Consider the following 20,673-nt stretch of genomic DNA (forward strand, 5'->3'; position numbering starts at 1 on the left):
TGCTGGTTCCATGAGCAAGCGCGACTACTACGAGGTCCTCGGCGTTAGCCGGCAGGCCACCGACGACGAACTCAAGAAGGCTTACCGCCGGCTGGCGATGAAGCTGCACCCGGACCGCAATCCGGGCGATGCCAGCGCCGAAGAGAAGTTCAAGGAAGCCAACGAGGCCTACGAAGTCCTCACTGACCCCAACAAGCGCGTTTTGTACGACGAGCATGGCCATGAGGGCCTGCAGCGCGGCGGCGCTGGCGGCGGCTTCGGTGAAGGCGGGTTTGGCGACATCTTCGGCGACGTGTTCAGCGACATCTTCGGCGGTGGCGGTGGCCGCCGCAGCGGCCCGCGCCGCGGCTCGGACCTGCGCTACATGATGGAACTGTCGTTGGAGCAGGCGGTGTTCGGCTCTGCTGAGACGATCCGCATTCCGACGCTCGACGACTGCGCGACCTGCAATGGCCACGGCACCGCCGACGGCAAGGCGCCACCCAAGTGCAGCACCTGCGGCGGCTCAGGCCAGGTCCGTGTCCAGCAGGGCTTTTTCGTGCTGCAGCAGACCTGCCCGCACTGCCGCGGCCGCGGCACCCAGATCACCGATCCGTGCCGCAGCTGTCGCGGCGCCGGCAAGCTGCGCCGCGAGAAGACGCTCGAGGTCAAGATTCCGGCGGGCGTCGATACCGGCGACCGTATTCGTCTGACGGGCGAGGGCGAAGCCGGCGAGCGCGGCGCACCGCCGGGCGATTTGTACGTGCAGGTCAACGTTAAACCCCACGAATTCTTCGAGCGCGACGGTAGCGATCTGTACTGCACGGTGCCGATCGACTTCGTCACGGCGGCGCTCGGCGGCGAGCTCGACGTGCCGACGCTCGGCGGCAAGGCTCAGCTCAAGCTCCCGGAGGAAACGCAGACCGGCAAGGTGTTCCGCTTGCGAGGCAAGGGCGTCAAGTCGGTTCGCGGTGGAGCGGTCGGCGACCTGCTGTGCACCGTCGTCGTCGAGACGCCGGTGCGTCTGAACAAGCGCCAGCGCGAATTGCTGCGCGAGTTCGGCGCGTCCTTGCAGGGGGACAGCGGCGGCGGACACAACCCCGAGGCGGCCGGCTGGCTTGACCGCGCCAAGAAATTCTTCGGCGCCGACTGATCGGGTTTCTGCAGCCCTGCTGCCCGCGCTGTGGAGCAAATAGCCCACAGCCGCGCGATCTTTGTCGTTAGCGGTCATCATGTGACGGTAGCTTGTTGCGGCCGACGGTCGGCGCTGCTCGCCGTGCGGCATTGATGCCAGGGTGTTTCCACTTTAAGTTAGCGACCAACGTCACGTCTGCGTAAATGCGCGGCCGATCGAATCGATAGGGATCGAATGAGCGAGTTGGAGCAGGGCAGTCTCCAGTACTTCCACAGCCGGGCGTCATTCAGTTTGTGGCTGCCGCTGCTGCGTTCGATGGCCGACGAGCTCAATGCGCAGATGCCGGCTGAAGACCTGCGTTCGTTCTTTTTCGCGATCGGCGGCCGAATCGCAGCGGCCGATCCTTTGCCGGTCGGAACCTCGCTGGCCGATCTCGAACGCAGTGCCAACGACTTCTTCTCCCGCTACGGCTGGGGCTGGGTCAAGATTCGCGACCTGCACGCGGCGCTCGAATTCGTCCACGCTTGCGCGCCGCTGCGCCAGGCATTCGGCGATGCCTCGATGAGCTGGGCACCCGCGCTGTTCGAGGGCATCTACGCAGCCTGGCTCAAGCGCATCGGCGCCAGCAGCCAGCTCGAGTTGCATCAGGTTGGCGGGCTCGAGGGCTCGGTCGACGTGATGCGCTTCCGTCTGGCCCACCCCAGTTACTTCGTCTAGGCCCACCGCCAGCCCATCGCCATGGCCGACCGCAGCGACGACATCAAGCAGCTGTTCTCGCATTTGGGATTAAACCCTGGCGACTACCAGGAACTGCGCGACCGCAATGCGGCCACCCGCAGCGAGACCCGGCAGCCGACCGTTGCACCGGCAGCACCGCCGGCCCCGCCGGTCGCCCCGCCGACGCGGCAGATGCCCACGGTCAAGATCGCGCCGGTGGCTGCAGACCCGCAGCCCGCGGTCGAGCCGGTAGCGGCGCGCTCCGCGCCGGCGGCAGCTGAGGTTCCGGCGCCTGTTCCGGTTACGGTGGCGCCTGCGGTTGCCGCTGCGGTAGACGGCAGCACGCGCTGGTCTCTGCTGCGCGCCGCCGTCGAAACGCCGACCCGGGTCGCGCAGATCGACCGGGCTCCGGCGCCACCCGAGTCGGCACCGACGCGCCGGCTGTTCGACGAGCTGAGCCGGCGCCCGGCCGGCGATGCGATCGACCAATTGGCCGACGCTGCCCGTCGTCGCTGGCATGATGCCGCTGCGCCTGTGACCCCGACGGCAGCCCCGGCGCCTGCACCGGCGGCATCGCAACCGGTCGTGGCCGCGACGGTTGCCGCGCCGACAATCCCGCAGTTCGAGCCTGCCGAACCGTTGGTTGAGGGCGAGTTGCTCGACACGTTTCGTCGATTGGTGGCGCCGCCCGCCGTGGTGCCGCCCAAGCCGGCGCGGCTGCACTTCAAGTACTCGGGCGAATCGGCGGCAGCGCGCCCCCGGCAGCCGCGCGAGGAGAATCTGGACGACGTCTTCAGCCGGATTTCCGATCCGCGTCCTCCGCGCTGACCCCGCTCGGCGCCGTTGCCCGTGACCGCAGCTTCTACGGTGATCGCCGTCGTCTCCCCGAAAGGCGGCGTCGGCAAAACGACGCTGGTCGCCAATCTGGCGATGGCGCTGGTCGACCGCGAGCGCCCGGTATTGGCGGTCGACCTCGACCCTCAAAATGCGTTGCGGCTGCATCTGCGGATGCCGGTCGATGACAGCGGCGGCTTGGCCGTGAACGGTTTGGCGCGTCGTCCGCTGGCCGATGCCGAATTCCTCAGCCCTTATGGCATGCAGGTGTTGCCCTACGGCTCGCTGTCCGAGGCGCACCGGCGCGAGTTCGAGCGCGCGCTTGACGGCGATCCGCTGTGGCTGGCCAGACAGCTGGCGTCCGTCCCGCTGCCGGAGCGCACGATCACCTTGATCGACACGCCACCCGGCGGATCGGTTTATCTGCAGCAGGCACTGCTGGCAGCGGATGTGGCGGTGATGGTGATGCTGCCCGACGCAGCGTCGTTCGTGACGATCGCGAGCATGGAGCGTTGGCTCGACGAATACTGCCGCCCGCGTCCCGCGTTTGGCGGTGCGCATTATTTGGTGAACCGGATGAATGCCGCGCGCCCGCTGTGCCGCGACGTGCTGTCGGCGCTACAGCGCGAGCTGGGGCCCCGGCTGATGCCGTCCGTGATCCGCTTCGACGCCACGGTCGAGGAGGCGATGGCCTGCCAGTCACCAGTGTCGCGCTATGCACCCGACGCCATGGCCGCGCGTGATGTCGGCGATGCCGCCGACTGGCTGCTGGCGAGGATCGCCTGATGTCGATGAGCGGCAATCTCGATCGCAACATCGAGCGCCTGGTCGAGCGTCCGCTGTGGGAGCACCCGTGGGCGATGTGGGGGGTGTTGCTGGTCTGCGTGCTGCCGGCCTACGTCGTCGTCACGGTGCCGCTGTCGCTGACCTGGCAGGCGCTGTTCGGCGTGTCGATGTTTCTGGCCGCGACCTGGCTCAACCGGATCGAAGGCCGGTTGATCTCGCTGATGATGATGGGCATCTCGGTGCTGGTATCGACGCGCTACATGTACTGGCGCCTGACCGAGTCGGTCGGCTTCAGCTCGCGCGACTTCATCGACACGTTTTTCGCGATCGGCCTGATTCTCGCCGAGGCGTATGCGTTCGTCGTGCTGGTGCTGGGTTACTTCCAGGTGCTGTGGCCGTTGCAGCGCAAACCCAGCCCGATGCCGGCTTCGCCGACGCAGTGGCCGACCGTCGATATCTACATCCCGACCTACAACGAGCCGCTCAAGGTCGTGCGGCCGACCGTGCTGGCGGCGCTGGCGATGGACTGGCCCAAGGACCGCTTCAACGTCTACGTGCTCGACGACGGACGTCGTCAGGAGTTCAAGGACTTCTGTGCCGCGGTCGGTGCCACGCACATCACCCGTAACGACTCCAAGCATGCCAAGGCGGGCAACTTGAACCGGGCCATGGAGAAGACCCACGGCGAGTACATCGCGATCTTCGACTGCGATCACGTGCCGACGCGCTCGTTCCTGCAGATCACGCTGGGCTGGTTTCTGCGCGACCCGAAGCTGGGCATGCTGCAGACGCCGCACCACTTTTTCTCGCCTGACCCGTTCGAACGCAACCTCGGCACGTTCCGCCGCGTGCCCAACGAAGGTGAGCTGTTCTACGGCCTGCTGCAGGACGGCAATGACTTCTGGAACGCGACGTTCTTCTGCGGGTCCTGCGCCGTGCTGCGCCGGACCGCGCTCAAGGAAGTCGGCGGCATCGCGGTGGAAACCGTCACCGAGGACGCGCACACCTCGCTGAAGATGCACCGCCGTGGCTGGAACACCGCCTACATCAACCTGGCCCAAGCCGCGGGACTGGCCACCGAATCGTTGTCGGCGCACGTCGGCCAGCGCATCCGTTGGGCGCGCGGCATGGCGCAGATCTTTCGCGTCGACAACCCGATCCTGAAGCGCGGCCTCAAATGGGGCCAGCGTCTGTGCTACACCAATGCGATGCTGCACTTCTTCTACGGCTTGCCGCGACTGGTGTTCTTGACCGCGCCGCTGTCGTACCTGTTCTTCCAGGCGCACATCATCCAAGCCGGCGCATTGCTGATCCTGGCCTACGCCGGGCCGCACATCATGCACGCCAACCTGACCAACTCGCGCTTGCAGGGGCCGTTCCGCCACTCGTTCTGGGCCGAGGTCTACGAGACGGTGCTGGCCACCTACATTCTGGTGCCGACGCTGCTGGCCTTGATCAACCCCAAGCTGGGTACGTTCAACGTCACCGCCAAGGGCGGCTTGGTGTCGCATGAGTATTTCGATCGCGACATCGCCAAGCCGTATGTGACGATTCTGGTGCTGAACATCATCGGCATCGCCGTCGGCATGATGCGGCTGCTGTTCTGGAACACCCACGAGATCGACACCGTCGTGCTGAATCTGCTGTGGACGACCTACAACATCATCATTGTCGGCGCCGCGCTGTCGGTGGCCTGGGAATCGCGCCAGATTCGCCAGGCGATCCGTGTTTCCACCGATATCAGCGCGCGCGTGCGCGTGCCGGGCGGCCCCGAAATCGGGGCAACGACGATCGATTTGTCAGAAGGCGGGACGGCACTCAACCTTGTTCAGCCGCTGCATCTGCCGCTGGATTCGGTGGTGCAGGTGGCGCTGGCGCCCGAGTACAAGACCGTGTGGATCGACGCGACCGTCACGCGCTCGACCGGCGATGTACTGGCGGTGCAGTTCGCGGAAATGAATCTGCGGCAGGAAAGTCAGCTGATCTATGCGATCTTCGGACGCGCCGATGCCTGGGTCCACTGGGCCGAGAATCGTCCGATGGACGACATGCAGAATTCGTTCAAGCAGGTTTTGACGCTGGGCGTGGTGGGGACGTTAAGGATGGCCAACGTGGGTTTTGCAACAGCGGGAAGCGAAATGAAACAGCTGCTCAAGAAACTGGTCCGCTCGGCGCGGCCGCGCAAGGCGATCGGCGCCGGTCTGCTGATCGGCCTGGCCTGCGGCAGTGCAGGGTTCAGCCCTGACAGCCGCGCGCAGGACAGCAGCCGGATCGACGCGATCGCGCCGATCAACAGCAGCGCGCCGATCGTCAGTGCCACGCGCACCGAACTGCGCAGCCTCAGCTTCAAGGACCTGGGCGTGCAGAAGCCGATCCGGCTGCGCGGCGTGCAGGGCGAGTTCGCGATCCCATTGTCGGTGCGCGACGACGAGGTGGTGTCGCGGGCCAAGCTCAAGCTCAAGTTCGCGCATTCGCCGGCGCTGTTGTTCAACAGCTCGCACTTGAATGTGCTGGTCAACAGCGAGTTGGTCGGCACGATCCGCATCAATGAGCAGACGGCGGCCGGCGCCGAACGCGAAATCGACATCGATCCACGCCTGTTCGTGCAGTACAACCAGATCGGCCTGCAGGCGATCATGTCGTACACGCTCGATTGCCAGAATCCGGTCGACTCGACGCTGTGGAGCATCGTCAGCAACACCTCGACGCTGGAACTCGAAGTGCAGCCGCTGGCGCTGGCGAACGACCTGAAGACGCTGCCGCAGCCGTTCTTCGACCCGCGTGACTCGCGTCCGCTGACATTGCCGTTCGTGTTCACATCGCCACCGGGTTTGGCCGAGCTTGAAGCCGCCGGCGTGATCGCGTCATGGTTCGGTTCGATCGCGACCTATCGCGCGGTCAGCTTCCCGGTCTACGTCAACCAGCTGCCGACCGGGCATGCCGTGGTGATCTCCAGCAACGGCGCGCTGCCCGACGGTTTGTCCGTTCCCGGCGGTGGTGGCGGTGCCAAGGTCAGCATGCTGGACAACCCGCGCGGCCGCGGCGCCAAGTTGCTGGTGGTGTCGGGTAACGACGGTGCGTCGCTGAACATGGCGGCGCGTGCGCTGACGCTGAGCACGCAGGCACTGGCCGGCGATAGCGTCGCCGTACGCGAGTTTGCCGAGCCGGAGCCGCGCAAGCCCTACGATGCCCCGCGCTGGATTCCGACCGATCGCCCGGTACAGGTCGGTGAGCTGGTCGAGTCGTATGCGCTGGAATCCACCGGCCTGTATCCGGAGCCGATCAGCGTGCCGTTCCACGCGCCGCCCGATCTGTTCACGTGGCGCGGCGAAGGCATGAAGCTCAAGCTCAAGTACCGCTACACGCCGACGGTCGGCTCCAAGTCCACGCTGAACATCAATAGCAACGGCGAGTTCGTTTCGGCCGTCGCCTTGTCGTCGACCGGCGAAGATCAAGCAGCGGCCGACCGCATCAATCTGCCGTTTGTGGGAACGACGACCTCGATCAACAGCGCCACCGTCTACGTGCCCGACTACAAGTTCGGCGCCGACAACGGCCTGCAGTTCCAGTACTACTTCGAACGCAAGAAGGAAGGCCCCTGCAAGGACGTCGTGCTCGACAACTTGCGTGGCTCGATCGACAAGGATTCGACGATCGACCTGTCAGCCTATCCGCACTTCACGTATCTGCCGGAGTTGTCGCTGTTTGCCAACGGCGGCTTTCCGTTCAGCAAGTACGCTGATCTGTCGCAGACCGGCATCATCCTGGCCGACCAGATGGGTGCCAAGGACGCCGAAGCGTTCCTGATCGTGATGGGTCACATCGGCAAGGCGACGGGCTACCCGGCGCATCGCTTCAAGCTCGGGCATGCCGCCGACGCCGACGCACTGTCGGATCGCGACATCCTGGTGCTCGGCAGCGGCAGCAGCCAGCCGATGCTCGATATGTGGGCCGAGCAGATGCCGATGACCTTTACCGGTGGCGTCACCCGTCTGCGCGTGATCGGCCCGGTCGAGCGCTTGCGCGCCCGGTGGGAAGGTCGCGACGTCGACGCTGCGATCGGCCACGCCGGCAACGTGATTCTGCAGGCCGGCCAGTCGCTGGCGGCGATGATGAGCTTCCAGTCGCCGATGGACTCCGACCGCACCGTGGTCGTGCTGACCGCGGGTGATGGCGAGCGTCTGGCCAAAATGGCCGGCATGCTGGCCGATACCGGCAAGACGCAGTTCGTCCGCGGCGATCTGGTGCTGCTCAATGACGACGAGATCAACCACTACGTGATGGGCAGCCAGTACACGGTGGGCCATTTGCCGTTCTTCACCGCGCTGCGCTGGTGGTTCGCCCAGCAGCCGGTCGTGCTGGCGTTCGTTGCCTTGCTGGCGGCCTTGCTGGTCGCGGTCGTCATGTATCGCACGCTGCGGCGCATGGCCGTGGTCCGCAAGAACGGCGGCGGACACTGATCGCAGCGAGCGGATACGGGCACGACAGCAGGCATTGCCGGTGAAGGGCTTGGTCGGGATCACCGGGGCGCTGCTGCTGACCCTCGTCGTTGGCCTGGGCTGGCTGTGGCAGCGAGCGCATGCGCCGTGGACGCAGTGGCAGGCCTACGCCGAGCACTTTATCCAGCCCGACGGCCGCGTCGTCGACATCACAGCCGGCCGGCGCAGCACGTCCGAAGGGCAGGCGTACTCGCTGTTCTTCGCGCTGGTCGCCAACGACCGTGCGCGCTTCGACCAGATTCTCAACTGGACGCGCGACAACCTGTGCGACGGCGACTTCGCCAAGCGGCTGCCGGCCTGGTTATGGGGGCAGCGCGACGACGGTAGCTGGGGCGTGCTCGACCCGAACGCCGCCGCCGATGCCGACTTGTGGATCGCGTACACACTGCTGCAAGCGGCGCGTATCTGGCAGGACCCGGCGCTGGCCCAGACCGCGCGTTTGCTGTTGTGGCAGATCAAGGCGCAGGAAGTGGTCGTGATGGGCGCCAGCGGCAAGTTGATGTTGCCGGCGCCGCTGGGTTTCGTGCTCGACGGCTCTCGCTGGAAGCTCAACCCCAGCTACTACCCGCGCTTCCAGTTCCAGGGTTTGGCCAGCGACGATCCCGAAGGACCCTGGCTCGAGCTGTGGCAGAACTACGAACGACTGCTGCCACAGATCGCGCCGCGCGGCGTGGTGCCCGACTGGTTCGTACTCGACGAGGCCGGCCGCGTGATGCCCGACGTGACCGCTCCCAACCTTGGCAGCTATGACGCGATCCGCGCTTATCTGTGGCCGGCGCTGTCGGTGGCGATCGACGCTGCGGGCTTGCAGCGCTACGGCGGCTATCTCGATGCGATTCGCGCAGGCGGCCTGCCGCCCGAGAAGATCGACATCGTCACGGGTGCCGTCAGCGGCACGCCGCCGGTGGGCTTCAGCGCCGCCGTGTTGCCTTGGCTCAAAGGCTTGAGTGAAGATGCTGCGGTACAAAATCAACTGCAGGAACTGCAAAAGCGGCGACATGCAGGTCTGCTGGGGCAGCCCGCCCATTACTACGACCAAGTGCTCGCGCTGTTCGGCGAAGGCGGGTTCGACGGGCGTTACCGATTCGATGCGGATGGGCGCCTGATACTCAGATGGGAGAGGCTATGGTTCGGGCGGTGAATTCGACGGCCGCACGGCGGCGTGCGTTGCTGACGGCGCTGTGGCTGTCGGCCTCGCCGTGGATGCTGCCGTCACTCGCGTACGCCCAGGCCTCCACCGATCAGCTGGTGACGCAGGCCCAGTACTGGGAAGACAAAGGTCGTTACGACCTGGCGCGCGAAGCTTGGCTCAAGCTGCTGCGGGTGGCACCGGACAATGCCGATGCACTCGGCGGACTGGCGATCTCCGAAGCCCAGAGCGGGCGGGGTGCCGCCGCCCAGGTGTATCTCGACCGGCTGCGTGAAAAGCATCCGGGCTCTCCGAACCTGCGCAAGATCGAAGACGCGATCCGCACCGGCAGCTACGACCAAGAAAAGTTGCAGGGGCCTCGCGCACTGGGCCGCGACGGCAAGTTCGACGAAGCCGTGGCCGCGTATCGCCAAGTGTTCAGCGACCAGATTCCGGACGGTCGCCTCGGCCTCGAGTACTACCAGACGCTGGCCGGCGCCAAAGATGGCTGGCAGCCGGCGCGCGACGGTCTCGAAAAGCTGGTCAAGGCCAACCCGGATGAACCGCTTTACCAGCTCGCGCTGGCCCAGCACCTGACGTATCGCGAAGAAACGCGCCGCGACGGTATTGCCAGCCTGGCCCGGCTCAGCACGCAGGCCAGCGTCGCGACACCGGCCGAACAGGCTTGGGCTCAAGCCCTGATCTGGCTCGGCGCCAAGCCGGCTGACGAGCGCCTCTATCAGGCGTATCTGGCGCAGCACAAGAACGCGCAGGTCAGCGCCAAGCTCGACACGCTGCGCAGCGGCCAAGCGTCAGCGGCGGCACCGTCTGGGTATCCCGGCCGCGCCGAGCAGGCCAAGGCGATGACCGCCGAGCAGTTGCGCGCCCAACAGGTGCAGCAGGCTTACGACCAGCTCAACAGTGGCGACATCGCGCAAGCCTCGTCGGCGTTCGAACAGCTGTTTGCCGCCTATCCCGACAGCGACGATGCGGTCGGAGGCCTTGGCATCGTGCGCTTGCGGCAAGAGCGTTACAGCGAAGCGCGCCAGTACCTTCAGCAAGCGACATCGATGGCGCCCAAGCGCGCCAGCCGTTGGAAGGAAGCACTCGGCAGCGCACGCTTCTGGGAGCAGGTACGCGCAGCGCAGGCCGCGCGTACCGCTGGAGACACCGCAGGTGCCGAGACGATGCTGCGCCGCGCGATCGCCGCCGATCCGGGCATCGCCGCCAAGGAAACCTCGGTCAAGGTGTCGTTGGCGGACTTGCTCGCCGAGAACGGGGACGCCGACGCGGCCGACACTGTATACCGCGAGGTACTCGCCAGCCGGCCCGACGACGTCGGCGCGATGCGCGGATTGATCGCCACGCTGGTCAAGCGCAACCGGCTGCCGGAAGCCCTGAACCTGGCCGACCGTCTGCCACCGCAGCAGCGCGACGAACTCGGCAACCTCGGCGCGCTCAAGGGCCAGTACCTGCGCGAGCAGGCCAAGCTCGCGACCGATGCCAAGGACGATGCCCAAGCTGAATCACTGCTCAAACAAGCGCTGCTGGAAGACCCGGAAAGCCCGTGGACGCGGCTGGAACTGTCACGGATCTACCAGCGCCAGCACCGCACCCGCGACGCCAACACGCTGATCGACGGCCTGCTGACCGGCGGCAAGGCGATGCCGGACGCGCTGTACATCAAGGCACTGCTGGTCGCCGAACAGGAAAGCTGGCTCGAAGGGCTGCAGATTCTCGAACAAGTGCCGTACGAGCAGCGCACGCAGCCAATGGCCGACCTGCAGCGTCGCCTCTGGGTGCGCTACCAGACGACGCGCGCCGGCGTGTTGACCCGCTACGGTCGGCCTCAGGACGCGGCGGCGATCCTGGCTCAGGTCGAGCCCTACGCGCAGGACACGCCCGAGATGCTCGGCGCGATGGCCACTGGGCTTGCCGACATCGGCCAGGACGGCCGCGCACTCAACTACATCCGCCAGGCGCTGTCGCGGCAGGCAACACCGGACCTCGGTCTGCGGCTGCAGTACGCCGGCTTGCTGTTCAAGCTGCGCCAGGACGCCGAGTTCGAAGTGGTGATGGAAGAGCTGGTCAAGTACCGCAACCTAAGCGAACAGCAGTCGCTGGACTTGGCTAATTTGCGCATCGCCTATCGGCTGCGCCAGGCCGACCTGGTCCGCGAGGAAGGCAATCTGGCGCGGGCCTACGAGTATCTGGAGCCGCTGCTGCGGGTCAACCCGAACGACCCGCGCCTGGTGATGGCACTGGCGCGGCTGTACAACGACGCCAAGGAATACGACAAGGCGGCCGAGCTGTATCGCCGCGCACTGCAGACCGACCCGAACAACCTTGACGCCTACAAGGGCGCCATCGGCGCGGCGCTGTCGCTGAACCAGCCCGAACAGGCGCAGACCCTGCTCGACGATGCGATCCGGCTCGATCCGCAGAACCCGAGGCTGTACGCGCTGGCCGCGCGCGCCGCGCGTGCCCGTGGCGAAGACGGTCGCGCATTGCAGCTATACCAGCAGGCACTGCGGCTCGACCAGGAACGCGGCGGCGATTCGGAATTTGGCGACGGCCGCTACACACCCAAGCTGTATCTGCTCGATCCGGCCAGCAGTCCGGTCAACGCGCCGTCCTATGGGCAGCCTGCGGCGCCGGGCTACGCGCCGCCGACGCCGGATGCCTACCCACTGCAGCCGCCGGCGACGATGATGCCGCGGCGGATCGGATCAGCTGCGCCGACCGGCCGCCGCGTTGCGGCGGCGACGACGGTCAAAGTGTCGCGTCCACTGAGCGACCGGCATCCCGCTGCCGGTTTGAGCCGCGCGCAATGGCGTGTGGCACTGCTGCAGGCAGCGCAGCGCGCCGGCTGGCGCGTGACGCCGGCGACGATGGCGCGAGCTGCCCGCGCCGGCGTCTCGCGCGGTGCGCGCGCGATCAAGGTGTCGACGCCGCCCGAGCGCGGTGTCGTCGCCGCGCCGCCTCCCGCTGTACCGCCGGCCGCCACGGCCGCGCCGGGCTGGGTGCAGACCGCACCGGACCGCTACAGCTTCAGCATCCAGCCGCCGGCTCAGCCCGCGTCGACGTCGACGCTGCAAGCGCCGCCCGCGACGCTGCCGTCTTATGTGCCTCGAGCCCTGTCGCCGAGCATGCAGCTGAGCACGCCACCGCGCGCTGGCACCGCACCGCGGACCACGCTGCGCCAGGACGTGATTCGCGACATGAGCGACATCACCGGCGAGCCGGTGACCACGCAACTGCTACCGGGCGCCGCACCGGCCGTCGCGCCATCGCTACAGACGATCCCGCCGTCAGCCGTGGCGCCGGCCGTTCCGCCGCCCGCCTATCCGGGCGCCGCGCTGCGCGCCCAGCAGCAGATGCAGCCAGCAGCGCCGGGCATCAGCACGCAGCCGTATCCGTACACCTATCCGCAAGTTGGCGGGTCGGCACCCCCGGTCACAACGGCGCCGCCGGGCGTCGGCGCGACCGAGGCTGAATACCAGCGCCAGGGCTGGCGCGTGCTGCCCGGCAATCCGGCCGGCAGCGCGCCGTCGGTGCCGGTCTATGCCGCGCCGCCGGTCGCTGCGCCGGCACCGCAGGCGCCGATGCCGGCCTACGTTCCGGCGCCGATCCAGCCGATGATGGCGGCGCCGACGATGCCGGGCCTGCAGCTGCGCGCCGACCCCGTGTTGTCGACGCCCGATTTCGTGCTGTCGCGCCGTCGACCGAGCGCCGACCGGCCCAACGAAGTGCTGCGCGAGATTGCCGACATCAATGCCAAGCGCAGCGCCTATGCGTCGTTCGGCTTGAATCCGCGCAGTCGCGACGGTCAGCCCGGCCTTGACCGACTGACCGATCTGGAAACGCCGGTCGAGTTCAGCGTGGCCGGTGTCGAGGCGGGCCGGTTTCGAGTTCGCGCGGTACCGGTGTTGCTCGACGCCGGCTCGGTGTCGGGCTCGCGGCTGCCGCTGTTCGGCGCGCTGGGCGCGGTCGATCCCGACGTCGTCGATTACACCGGCAACCGCTACGAGCAGAGCGAGTCCGGCGTAGCACTCGGCGTGGCGTACCAGATCGGTGACTTCCGCGCCGACTTCGGCTCGTCGCCGCTCGGCTTTCCGGTCGAAACGCTGGTGGGCGGGATCAACTGGCAGCCGAAGATGGACCGTCTGAGCCTGAAGATCGACCTGTCGCGTCGCTCGATCGCCGACAGCTTGCTGTCGTATGCCGGTACCGTGGACCCGGCAACCGGCAACACCTGGGGCGGCGTGGCCAAGACGGGTGGTCGGCTCGACGTGGCCTACGACTTGGGCCAGTTCGGGATTTATGCCGACGGCAGTTACCACGTGATCGACGGCGAGAACGTGGCGCGCAACAGCGTCTACGAGATCGGCGGCGGCTTTTACGCGCGTGCGCTCGAGCGCCGCGACATGCGCATTACTTACGGCATCAACCTGACGACCTTTTTCTACGACAAGAACCTGCGCTATTTCACCTACGGGCATGGTGGCTACTTCAGTCCACAGAGCTACTTCGCGGTCGCCGTTCCGGTGGAATGGTCAGGCGGCCGTAACCGCTTCTCGTATCGGCTGAGCGCCGCGCTGGGCATTCAGTCGTTCCGCGAAGACGGTAGCGCCGCGTTCCCGAATGATCCGGACCTGCAGGCGAGGATCGAGACGCTGGCGACCGACCGGCCCGATGACTCGACCATCGTCACGGGTTTCAGCGGCCAAAGTTCGACCGGCATTGGCTTCAACTTTGGCGGCGCATTCGAATACTTGCTGGCGCCGAATCTGATCGCCGGCGCGCGCTTCGGTGTCGACAATGCTCGCGATTACGAAGAGTCGCAGGCGCTGGGCTACATCCGCTTCTCGTTCTTCGGGCAGCGCTCGGTATCGTCACCGCCCGCGCCCCTGTTGCCGTACTACGACTTCGGAGATCCGACGCTATGAACGTCGCCCGTCCGCTAACGAGCCTGATGCTCGCCGTGAGCCTGAGCGCCTGTGCGATCGGTGAAGTCGGTCCCGGCGAGCCGCGACCCGGCGCTCCGTTCGTCGCTGCCACGGCCGACGCCGGTCCCGCGTATGCACCGGGTGGCGTCGACAGCACGGCGCGCAAGAGTCTGGCGGCCGGCGATGTCGCCGGTGCCGAGGCCGGCTTCGGCCAGGCGGTCAGCGTCAATCCGTTTGATCCGATCGCCTTGAACAACCTGGCCGTGGCCAAGACCGAGGCCGGGCAGTTCCACGAAGCGCTGGAGCTGTTGCAGCGTGCCGAGCGCTTGGCACCGCAGAACACCGAGGTCGCCGCCAATCTCGCCCGACTGCGCAGCTGGAACCAGAATTACGCGATGCAGGACGGTCGCACGCTCGGCTCGACCGACACTGTTGGTGGCCTGGTTGAGTTCAAGAACCTGCCGCCGCCGCCGCCGGCGTTGTGGGATACGCGAACCAGCGCCGAAAAGTAGCGCCGGCAATAGCGCGTCGCCGCCTCGATTGAGCGGCTGAGGTAACGGATCTCGCGAGCGACGCGTCCGTCACGGCCCTGGTGAAGGCCGCCTGTTAGACCGAGCGTCGGCCTTACGAGAACGCGCCACGATCAAGCAGGACGCTCGGCACGTGATCGATCAGCGGCCCGAGGATTCAACTCGGGAGGTGTGATCGAGGTGGCGCGGCGCCCCGATGCCGGCGACCGTGCCTGGTTCTAGTCTTCGAAGCGCATCGACAAATCGACCGCCCGCAGGTGCTTGGTTAGGCTGCCGATCGCGATCCGGTCGACGCCGGCTTCGGCATAGGGACGCAGGTTCTGCAGCGTCGCGCCGCCGGAGTATTCGATCAGCGTCACGCCGCCGGCCGCGCGATGCGCGCGGGTCAGCCGTACCGCCTCGCGCAACATGTCGTGGTCAAAGTCGTCGACCAGCAACAGATCGACGTTCTCGGCGATCGCGATCCGGGCTTCGTCCAGCGTCTCGGCTTCGGTCATCAGCGGCACACCGGCATTTAGCGCGCGCGCTTGGGCGATGGCCGCCGCGATGCCGCCGGCCGCCGCGATGTGGTTTTCCTTGATCAGAATGCCGTCATACAAGCCGATGCGGTGGTTGTGGCCACCGCCGCACAGCACCGCGTACTTCTGCGCGCGGCGCAGGCCGGGCAGGGTTTTGCGCGTGTCGACGATGCGCGCACCCGTGCCGGCCACAGCGTCGACGTAGGCACTGACCGTGGTCGCGGTGCCCGACAGCGTCTGCAGAAAGTTCAGCGCGCTGCGCTCGCCGGTCAGCAGCGCACGTGCGGGGCCGTGCAGCGTGAACAGGCGCTGGTCGGCGACGACGCGATCGCCCTCGTCGACCTGCCATTGGATCTGTACGCGCGGGTCGACTTGGCGAAACACTTCGTCGACCCAGGCGCGACCGCAGATCACGGCGGGTTCGCGCGCAATGACGCGGGCGCGGCCCACGGTCTGTTCATCAACCAACCTCGCCGTAACGTCGCCACTACCGATGTCTTCGGCCAAGGCGTGCGCGACGCTGTCGGCGATGCCCTCGGGCAACGGGAACCGGATGCTCATCGGACGCGTCTCCGCTCAGGCTGCCAGCAGGAATTCGAGCAGCGCCATCTGCGCCCACAGCCGGTTCTCGGCTTCGTCGAAGATCACCGACTGAGGTCCGTCGATCACCTCGGCGGCGACTTCTTCGCCGCGATGCGCCGGCAGGCAGTGCATGAACAGCGCATCGGGAGCAGCGCGACGCATCAGGGCTGCATCGACCTGATAGTTCGCGAAGTCACGTAGCCGGCGTTGCGTCTCCGCTTCCTGGCCCATGCTGGTCCAGGTGTCGGTGACGACCAGATCGGCGCCGGCGGCGGCATCGGCCGCGCTACTGCAGATCTGCACTGCCGCGCCAGCAGCAGCCACCAGATCGGTCTTGGGCTCGTAGCCGACCGGCGTGGCGATGCGCAGCGTGAACCCGAACAGCGTCGCGGCCTGGATAAACGAATGGCAGACATTGTTGCCGTCGCCGATCCAGGCGGCCGTGCGGCCCGCGATCGTGCCGCGATGCTCGATCCAGGTCTGCATGTCGGCGAGCAACTGACACGGATGATGCAGATCCGACAAGCCGTTGATGACCGGCACGCGCGAGTACGCCGCCATTTCGGCCTGGTCGGCCTGTGAATCGTTGCGGATCATGATCGCGCTGCACATCCGCGACAGCACGCGTGCGGTGTCGGCAATCGGCTCGTCGCGGCCGAGCTGCGTGACGCCCGAATGCAAAAACAGCGCGTGGCCACCGAAGCGCGCCATGCCCGATTCGAAGCTGACGCGCGTTCGCGTCGAGTTCTTGCTGAAGATCATCGCCAGCGTCTTGCCGACGAACGGGCGGTAGCCCGGGTCGGGCTGCGCGCGCAGGGCGCTGGCGCGGTGCACCACCGCAAGCGCTTCGGCAGGGGACAGGTCGGTCAATTGCAGGAAATGGCGCGTCATGGCGATCAAACGGTGGTGTTGCGGCCTCGACTGGGGTCGAGGCTGAAAATGAAACGGGCCGCGCAGTGAGCGCGGCCCGCGGGTGCAAATGGTCGGGTGTCAGTTCAGACGATCACACGCGACCATGGTCAAGCGTGGCGATCAGCCGAGATTCTTCTCGACGAAATCCCAGTTGACCAGCGCCCAGAAGTGCTCGACATAGTTCGGGCGCGCGTTGCGGTAGTCGACGTAGTAGGCGTGCTCCCAGACGTCGCAGGTCAGCAGCGGCGTCTTGCCTTCGGTCAGCGGCGTCTGCGCATTGGACGTGCTGGTGATCGCCAGCGTGCCGTCGGCGTTCTTGACCAGCCAAGCCCAGCCCGAGCCGAAGGTGCCGATCGCGGTTTCGGTGAACTGCTTCTTGAAGTCTTCGACGCCACCAAATGCCTTGACCAGCGCATCGGTCAGCTTCTTGCCGGGGGCGCCCTGATTCGGCGTCAGGCAGTTCCAGAAGAACGTGTGGTTCCACACCTGCGCGGCGTTGTTGAAGATCTTGCCCGAGGACTTCTTGACGATGTCTTCCAGCGACATGTTCTCGAACTCGGTGCCGGCAATCAGCTTGTTGCCGTTGTCGACGTACGCCTTGTGGTGCTTGCCATAGTGAAATTCGAGCGTTTCAGCCGACATGTGCGGCTGCAGGGCATCTTTGGCGTAAGGCAGTTCGGGGAGGGTGAGGGCCATGTGGGTTCCTTGTCTTGCGGGTGCCGGATATGCCGGACGGCTGGCTCGATGACGCGGCCATTGGATCGCGTGGGCGGCCAAGATAAGCCGCAGTTCCGACAGATTCAATATTGCCGGCCTGTGCGCGTCGCCACCCGAGCGCGGTTTACGCGACTGAGTTTGCGGCGCGGTGACCGTCCGGGGAATGAATCTTGCTGCCTGCCCTGCAGGAAAAACCGGGCCGCGTATAATCCGCGGCTGCCAAACCGCCCACTCATCACCGGAGGGTGCCCATGGATGCTCTCGAACGCATCAAGAAGCAAGTGACCGACAACCCCATCATCATCTACATGAAGGGGACGCCCGACTTTCCTCAGTGCGGCTTCTCGGCGCGTACCGTACAGGCGCTCAACGCGTGCGATGTCGAATACGCGTACGTCAACATCTACGAAGACGAAGAGATCTACCGCGCGCTGCCCAAGTTCGCCAACTGGCCGACGTTCCCGCAGCTGTACGTCAAGGGTGAGTTGGTCGGTGGCTGCGACATCACGCTCGACCTGTATCAGTCCGGCGAGTTGGCCAAGATGCTGCAGGAAGCGGCGACCAAAAAAGCAGCCTGAGCCTTCCGGTCTGTGCCGATACGATGCCCGCGCAAGCGGGCATCGTCGTTTTGGCGGCCTATCCGCTCGACCGTACGCCTGGGTTTTGAATCGTGCTGAGCGGGGCCCGGTGCTACAATCGAGATCGAATCTCGGCGCGTCCGATTGTCGTCGCGCCATCCTTGCGATGCAGAACAATACGGAGCCCGGATTGGTTATGAGCGCGTCTTACCGTCACATCAAAGTCCCCACCAGTGGTGAGAAGATCACCTACGTCGACGGCAAGCTCTCGATGCCCGACCAGCCCATCGTCGGCTACGTGGAGGGCGACGGCATCGGCCCGGACATCACGCGCGCCTGCTTGCGCATCTGGGATGCGGCGGTCGAGAAGGCCTATGGCGGCAAGCGCAAGATCCACTGGTGCGAAGTGTTTCTCGGCGAAAAGGCGGCCGGTCTGTACGACGGCAACTACTGCCCTGACGAAACCATCGAAGCCCTGCGTGACTTGGTGGTGTCGATCAAGGGTCCGCTGACGACGCCGGTCGGCGGCGGCTTCCGCAGCTTGAACGTCGCGCTGCGTCAGGATCTGGACCTTTACGCTTGCGTGCGCCCGGTGCGTCACTATGCCGGCGTGCCGAGCCCGCTGAAGAATCCGGGCAAGGTCGACGTGGTGATCTTCCGCGAGAACACCGAAGACGTTTACACCGGTATCGAGTTCAAGTCGGGCTCGCCCGAAAACGAGAAGCTCGCCAAGTTCCTGCGTGAGGAGCTCAAAGCGAAGTTCTTCGAGGGCGCGGGCCTGGGCGTCAAGCCGATCTCGGCGTTCGGCACCAAGCGCCTGGTCCGCAAGGCGATTCAGTACGCGATCGACAATGGCCGCGAGTCGGTGACGCTGGTCCACAAGGGCAACATCATGAAGTTCACGGAAGGCGCCTTCCGGAACTGGGGCTACGAAGTCGCCCGTGAAGAATTCGGCAACGTCACGATCACCGAAGAGCAGCTGTACAGCGAGTACAAGGGCAAGCAGCCGGAAGGCAAGATCGTCATCAAGGATCGCATCGCGGACATCATGTTCCAGATGATGCTGCTGCGCCCCGAAGAGTTCGACGTGCTGGCCACGATGAACCTCAATGGCGACTATCTGTCCGATGCGATCGCGGCCGAAGTCGGCGGCGTCGGCATCGCCCCGGGCGCCAACATCGGCGACGGCGTGGCCGTGTTCGAAGCCACGCACGGCACCGCACCCAAGTACGCAGGCCTGAACAAGGTCAATCCCGGCAGCTTGTTGTTCTCGGGCGTGATGATGCTCGAGTACATGGGCTGGTCCGAGGCGGCCGACCTGATCACGCTGGTGTATCCGGAAGTGGTCAGCGACGGCATTGTCACCTATGACTTCGCCCGCCAGATCGACGGCGCCAAGGAAGTCAGCACCTCGGCCTTCGCCGACGCACTGATCGAGCGCATGCAGGGCGGCGTCGATCTGAACGCCAAGCGCAAGGCCCAGCAGGAGCAGCTGATCAAGGAGCGCAAGCAGCGCGAAATCCGCCGCTTGCTGCAGCCGACCGAGGAGATGATCTCGACCGGCCGCGTTCCGCATACGGTCGGCGACTTGATGACCCGTGCGCTGATCACCGTGTCCGAGGATGAGACCATCGAAACGGTGATGGGCGTCATGGCCGATAACAGCGTCAGCTCGGTGGTCGTCGACCCGAATGCGGCTGGCCAGTGGGGCATCCTGACGCGTCGCGACATCGTCACCAAGGTCGTGCAGGGCAACAAGAACCCGGCCACGGCCAAGGTCAAGGATCTGGCCTCCCGACCGGTGGTGTCGGTGCCGGCCGAAACCACGATCCGCGATGCGGCCGCGATGCTGTCGGCCAAGAACTTCAGCCGCCTGCCGATCTCGCAGGGCGACCGCATTATCGGCATCGTCACCGAGACCGACCTGTTCAATGCGATCAAAAAGTTCGGCTGGACGGCTGAATAAGCGTCCGCTGACGCCGTAACGTCGTAATCGAGGGGCGGCCCTGAGCCGCCCCTTTTTTGTTTCAGCTGGAGGCTAGCGTATGGGCGTAACGCTGTTGATCGTCGGAGACGAGATCCTGTCCGGCAAGCGCCAGGACCGTCACTTGGCCAAAGTGCGCGAGTTGCTGCAGGCGCGCGGCATCGAGCTGGCCGAAGTGCGCATCGTCGGCGATGACGAGGAGCGGATCGCGCAAACCGTGTCTCAGCTGCACGCGCGCGGTGATACGGTGCTGAGCTGCGGCGGCATCGGTGCCACGCCCGACGATCGCACACGACAGGCGGTGGCACGCGCGTTCGGCTTGGCGGTGGTGCGGCATCCGGAAGGCGAGGCGCTGATCGTCAACGAATACGGCGACAAGGCCTATCCCAACCGGGTGCTGATGGCCGATTTCCCGGCCGGTGCGGCGCTGATCCCGAACCCGGTCAATCGTGTCGCCGGATTTTCGATCAATGGGGTCTACTGCGTGCCCGGCTTTCCGGAGATGGCGTGGCCGATGCTGGAATGGGTGCTCGACACCCAGTTGCCGCATCTGCATTCCGCCACGCCGCCGGTCGAGTACAGCTTGCGTGCCACGGGCACCAGCGCGGAGGGCGACCTGCTCGACTTAATGGAGCAAGTACTGCGCGACTTCCCGGGGGTGTCGCTGTCGAGCCTGCCGTCACGCGGCGATGCTTCCCGGCCGCGCCACATCGAATTCGGCATCAAGGGGCCGGCGGCGATCGCGGCGCCGGCCTTTGTCTGGTTCCGCCAGCAGCTGGTCGACGGCTATCCGGTCGAGGTTGCCGATCTGCGCGCGCCTTGAG

14 protein-coding genes are annotated in these 20,673 nt (G+C 66.0%); 11 read left to right on the forward strand and 3 right to left on the reverse strand.

Annotated features, from left to right (window positions below):
* The first annotated feature begins 10 nt into the window (after positions 1-10).
* The 8 genes from dnaJ (at position 11) to BUB09_RS15255 (ending at position 14,540) form a co-directional block, all read left to right on the forward strand.
* Entirely contained in the window at positions 11-1,132 is a 1,122-nt protein-coding gene (gene dnaJ, locus BUB09_RS15220; protein ID WP_072899048.1) for a molecular chaperone DnaJ, read from the forward strand.
* A gap of 216 nt (positions 1,133-1,348) precedes the next feature.
* The gene (bcsD, locus tag BUB09_RS15225) at positions 1,349-1,831 is read left to right on the forward strand and encodes a cellulose biosynthesis protein BcsD (RefSeq protein ID WP_084083490.1); all 483 of its coding nucleotides are present in this window, start codon (positions 1,349-1,351) and stop codon (positions 1,829-1,831) included.
* A 21-nt stretch (positions 1,832-1,852) separates the two neighbouring features.
* Positions 1,853-2,659, forward strand: coding sequence for a BcsR/BcsP family cellulose biosynthesis protein (locus BUB09_RS15230; RefSeq protein WP_072899049.1), 807 nt, complete (start codon positions 1,853-1,855; stop codon positions 2,657-2,659).
* Between the two features lie 21 nt (positions 2,660-2,680).
* Positions 2,681-3,451: a cellulose biosynthesis protein BcsQ gene (gene bcsQ, locus BUB09_RS15235; RefSeq protein ID WP_175550223.1), complete on the forward strand. Its 771-nt coding sequence runs from the start codon at positions 2,681-2,683 to the stop codon at positions 3,449-3,451.
* Positions 3,451-7,911, forward strand: a complete 4,461-nt coding sequence (gene bcsA, locus BUB09_RS17070; RefSeq protein WP_139250314.1) for a UDP-forming cellulose synthase catalytic subunit — start codon at positions 3,451-3,453, stop codon at positions 7,909-7,911. The genes bcsQ and bcsA overlap by 1 nt, the downstream gene beginning before the upstream one ends.
* Positions 7,912-7,951: 40 nt before the next feature.
* A complete protein-coding gene (gene bcsZ, locus BUB09_RS15245; protein ID WP_175550224.1) occupies positions 7,952-9,091 on the forward strand; it encodes a cellulose synthase complex periplasmic endoglucanase BcsZ in 1,140 nt (379 codons plus the stop codon).
* On the forward strand, positions 9,088-14,028 hold the full coding sequence (locus BUB09_RS15250) for a cellulose synthase subunit BcsC-related outer membrane protein (RefSeq protein WP_175550225.1): 4,941 nt from the start codon (positions 9,088-9,090) through the stop codon (positions 14,026-14,028). The genes bcsZ and BUB09_RS15250 overlap by 4 nt, the downstream gene beginning before the upstream one ends.
* Positions 14,025-14,540, forward strand: coding sequence for a tetratricopeptide repeat protein (locus tag BUB09_RS15255; protein WP_072899057.1), 516 nt, complete (start codon positions 14,025-14,027; stop codon positions 14,538-14,540). The genes BUB09_RS15250 and BUB09_RS15255 overlap by 4 nt, the downstream gene beginning before the upstream one ends.
* A 236-nt stretch (positions 14,541-14,776) precedes the next feature.
* Here the strand turns inward: BUB09_RS15255 and nadC are convergent, their stop codons facing one another.
* From nadC to BUB09_RS15270, 3 genes are all read right to left on the reverse strand, one after another.
* Complete coding sequence (gene nadC / locus BUB09_RS15260; protein WP_072899058.1) at positions 14,777-15,637, reverse strand: carboxylating nicotinate-nucleotide diphosphorylase; 861 nt, start codon at positions 15,635-15,637, stop codon at positions 14,777-14,779.
* Between the two features lie 15 nt (positions 15,638-15,652).
* The gene (gene argF / locus BUB09_RS15265) at positions 15,653-16,549 is read right to left on the reverse strand and encodes an ornithine carbamoyltransferase (RefSeq protein WP_072899060.1); all 897 of its coding nucleotides are present in this window, start codon (positions 16,547-16,549) and stop codon (positions 15,653-15,655) included.
* 141 nt (positions 16,550-16,690) lie between these two features.
* Positions 16,691-17,266, reverse strand: coding sequence for a superoxide dismutase (locus BUB09_RS15270; protein WP_072899062.1), 576 nt, complete (start codon positions 17,264-17,266; stop codon positions 16,691-16,693).
* 272 nt (positions 17,267-17,538) lie between these two features.
* Here BUB09_RS15270 and grxD point away from each other — a divergent pair, with 272 nt between their 5' ends.
* The 3 genes from grxD to BUB09_RS15285 all read left to right on the forward strand — a co-directional run bounded on the left by grxD (position 17,539) and on the right by BUB09_RS15285 (position 20,672).
* Positions 17,539-17,865, forward strand: coding sequence for a Grx4 family monothiol glutaredoxin (gene grxD, locus BUB09_RS15275; protein WP_072899064.1), 327 nt, complete (start codon positions 17,539-17,541; stop codon positions 17,863-17,865).
* A gap of 196 nt (positions 17,866-18,061) precedes the next feature.
* On the forward strand, positions 18,062-19,831 hold the full coding sequence (icd, locus tag BUB09_RS15280) for an isocitrate dehydrogenase (NADP(+)) (protein ID WP_072899066.1): 1,770 nt from the start codon (positions 18,062-18,064) through the stop codon (positions 19,829-19,831).
* Between the two features lie 79 nt (positions 19,832-19,910).
* Positions 19,911-20,672 carry a competence/damage-inducible protein A gene (locus BUB09_RS15285; RefSeq protein WP_072899068.1) on the forward strand — a complete coding sequence of 254 codons (762 nt, stop codon included), beginning with the start codon at positions 19,911-19,913 and terminating at the stop codon, positions 20,670-20,672.
* Position 20,673 lies beyond the last annotated feature (1 nt).

This window comes from Hydrocarboniphaga daqingensis (assembly GCF_900129825.1).
Lineage (GTDB): Bacteria > Pseudomonadota > Gammaproteobacteria > Nevskiales > Nevskiaceae > Hydrocarboniphaga > Hydrocarboniphaga daqingensis.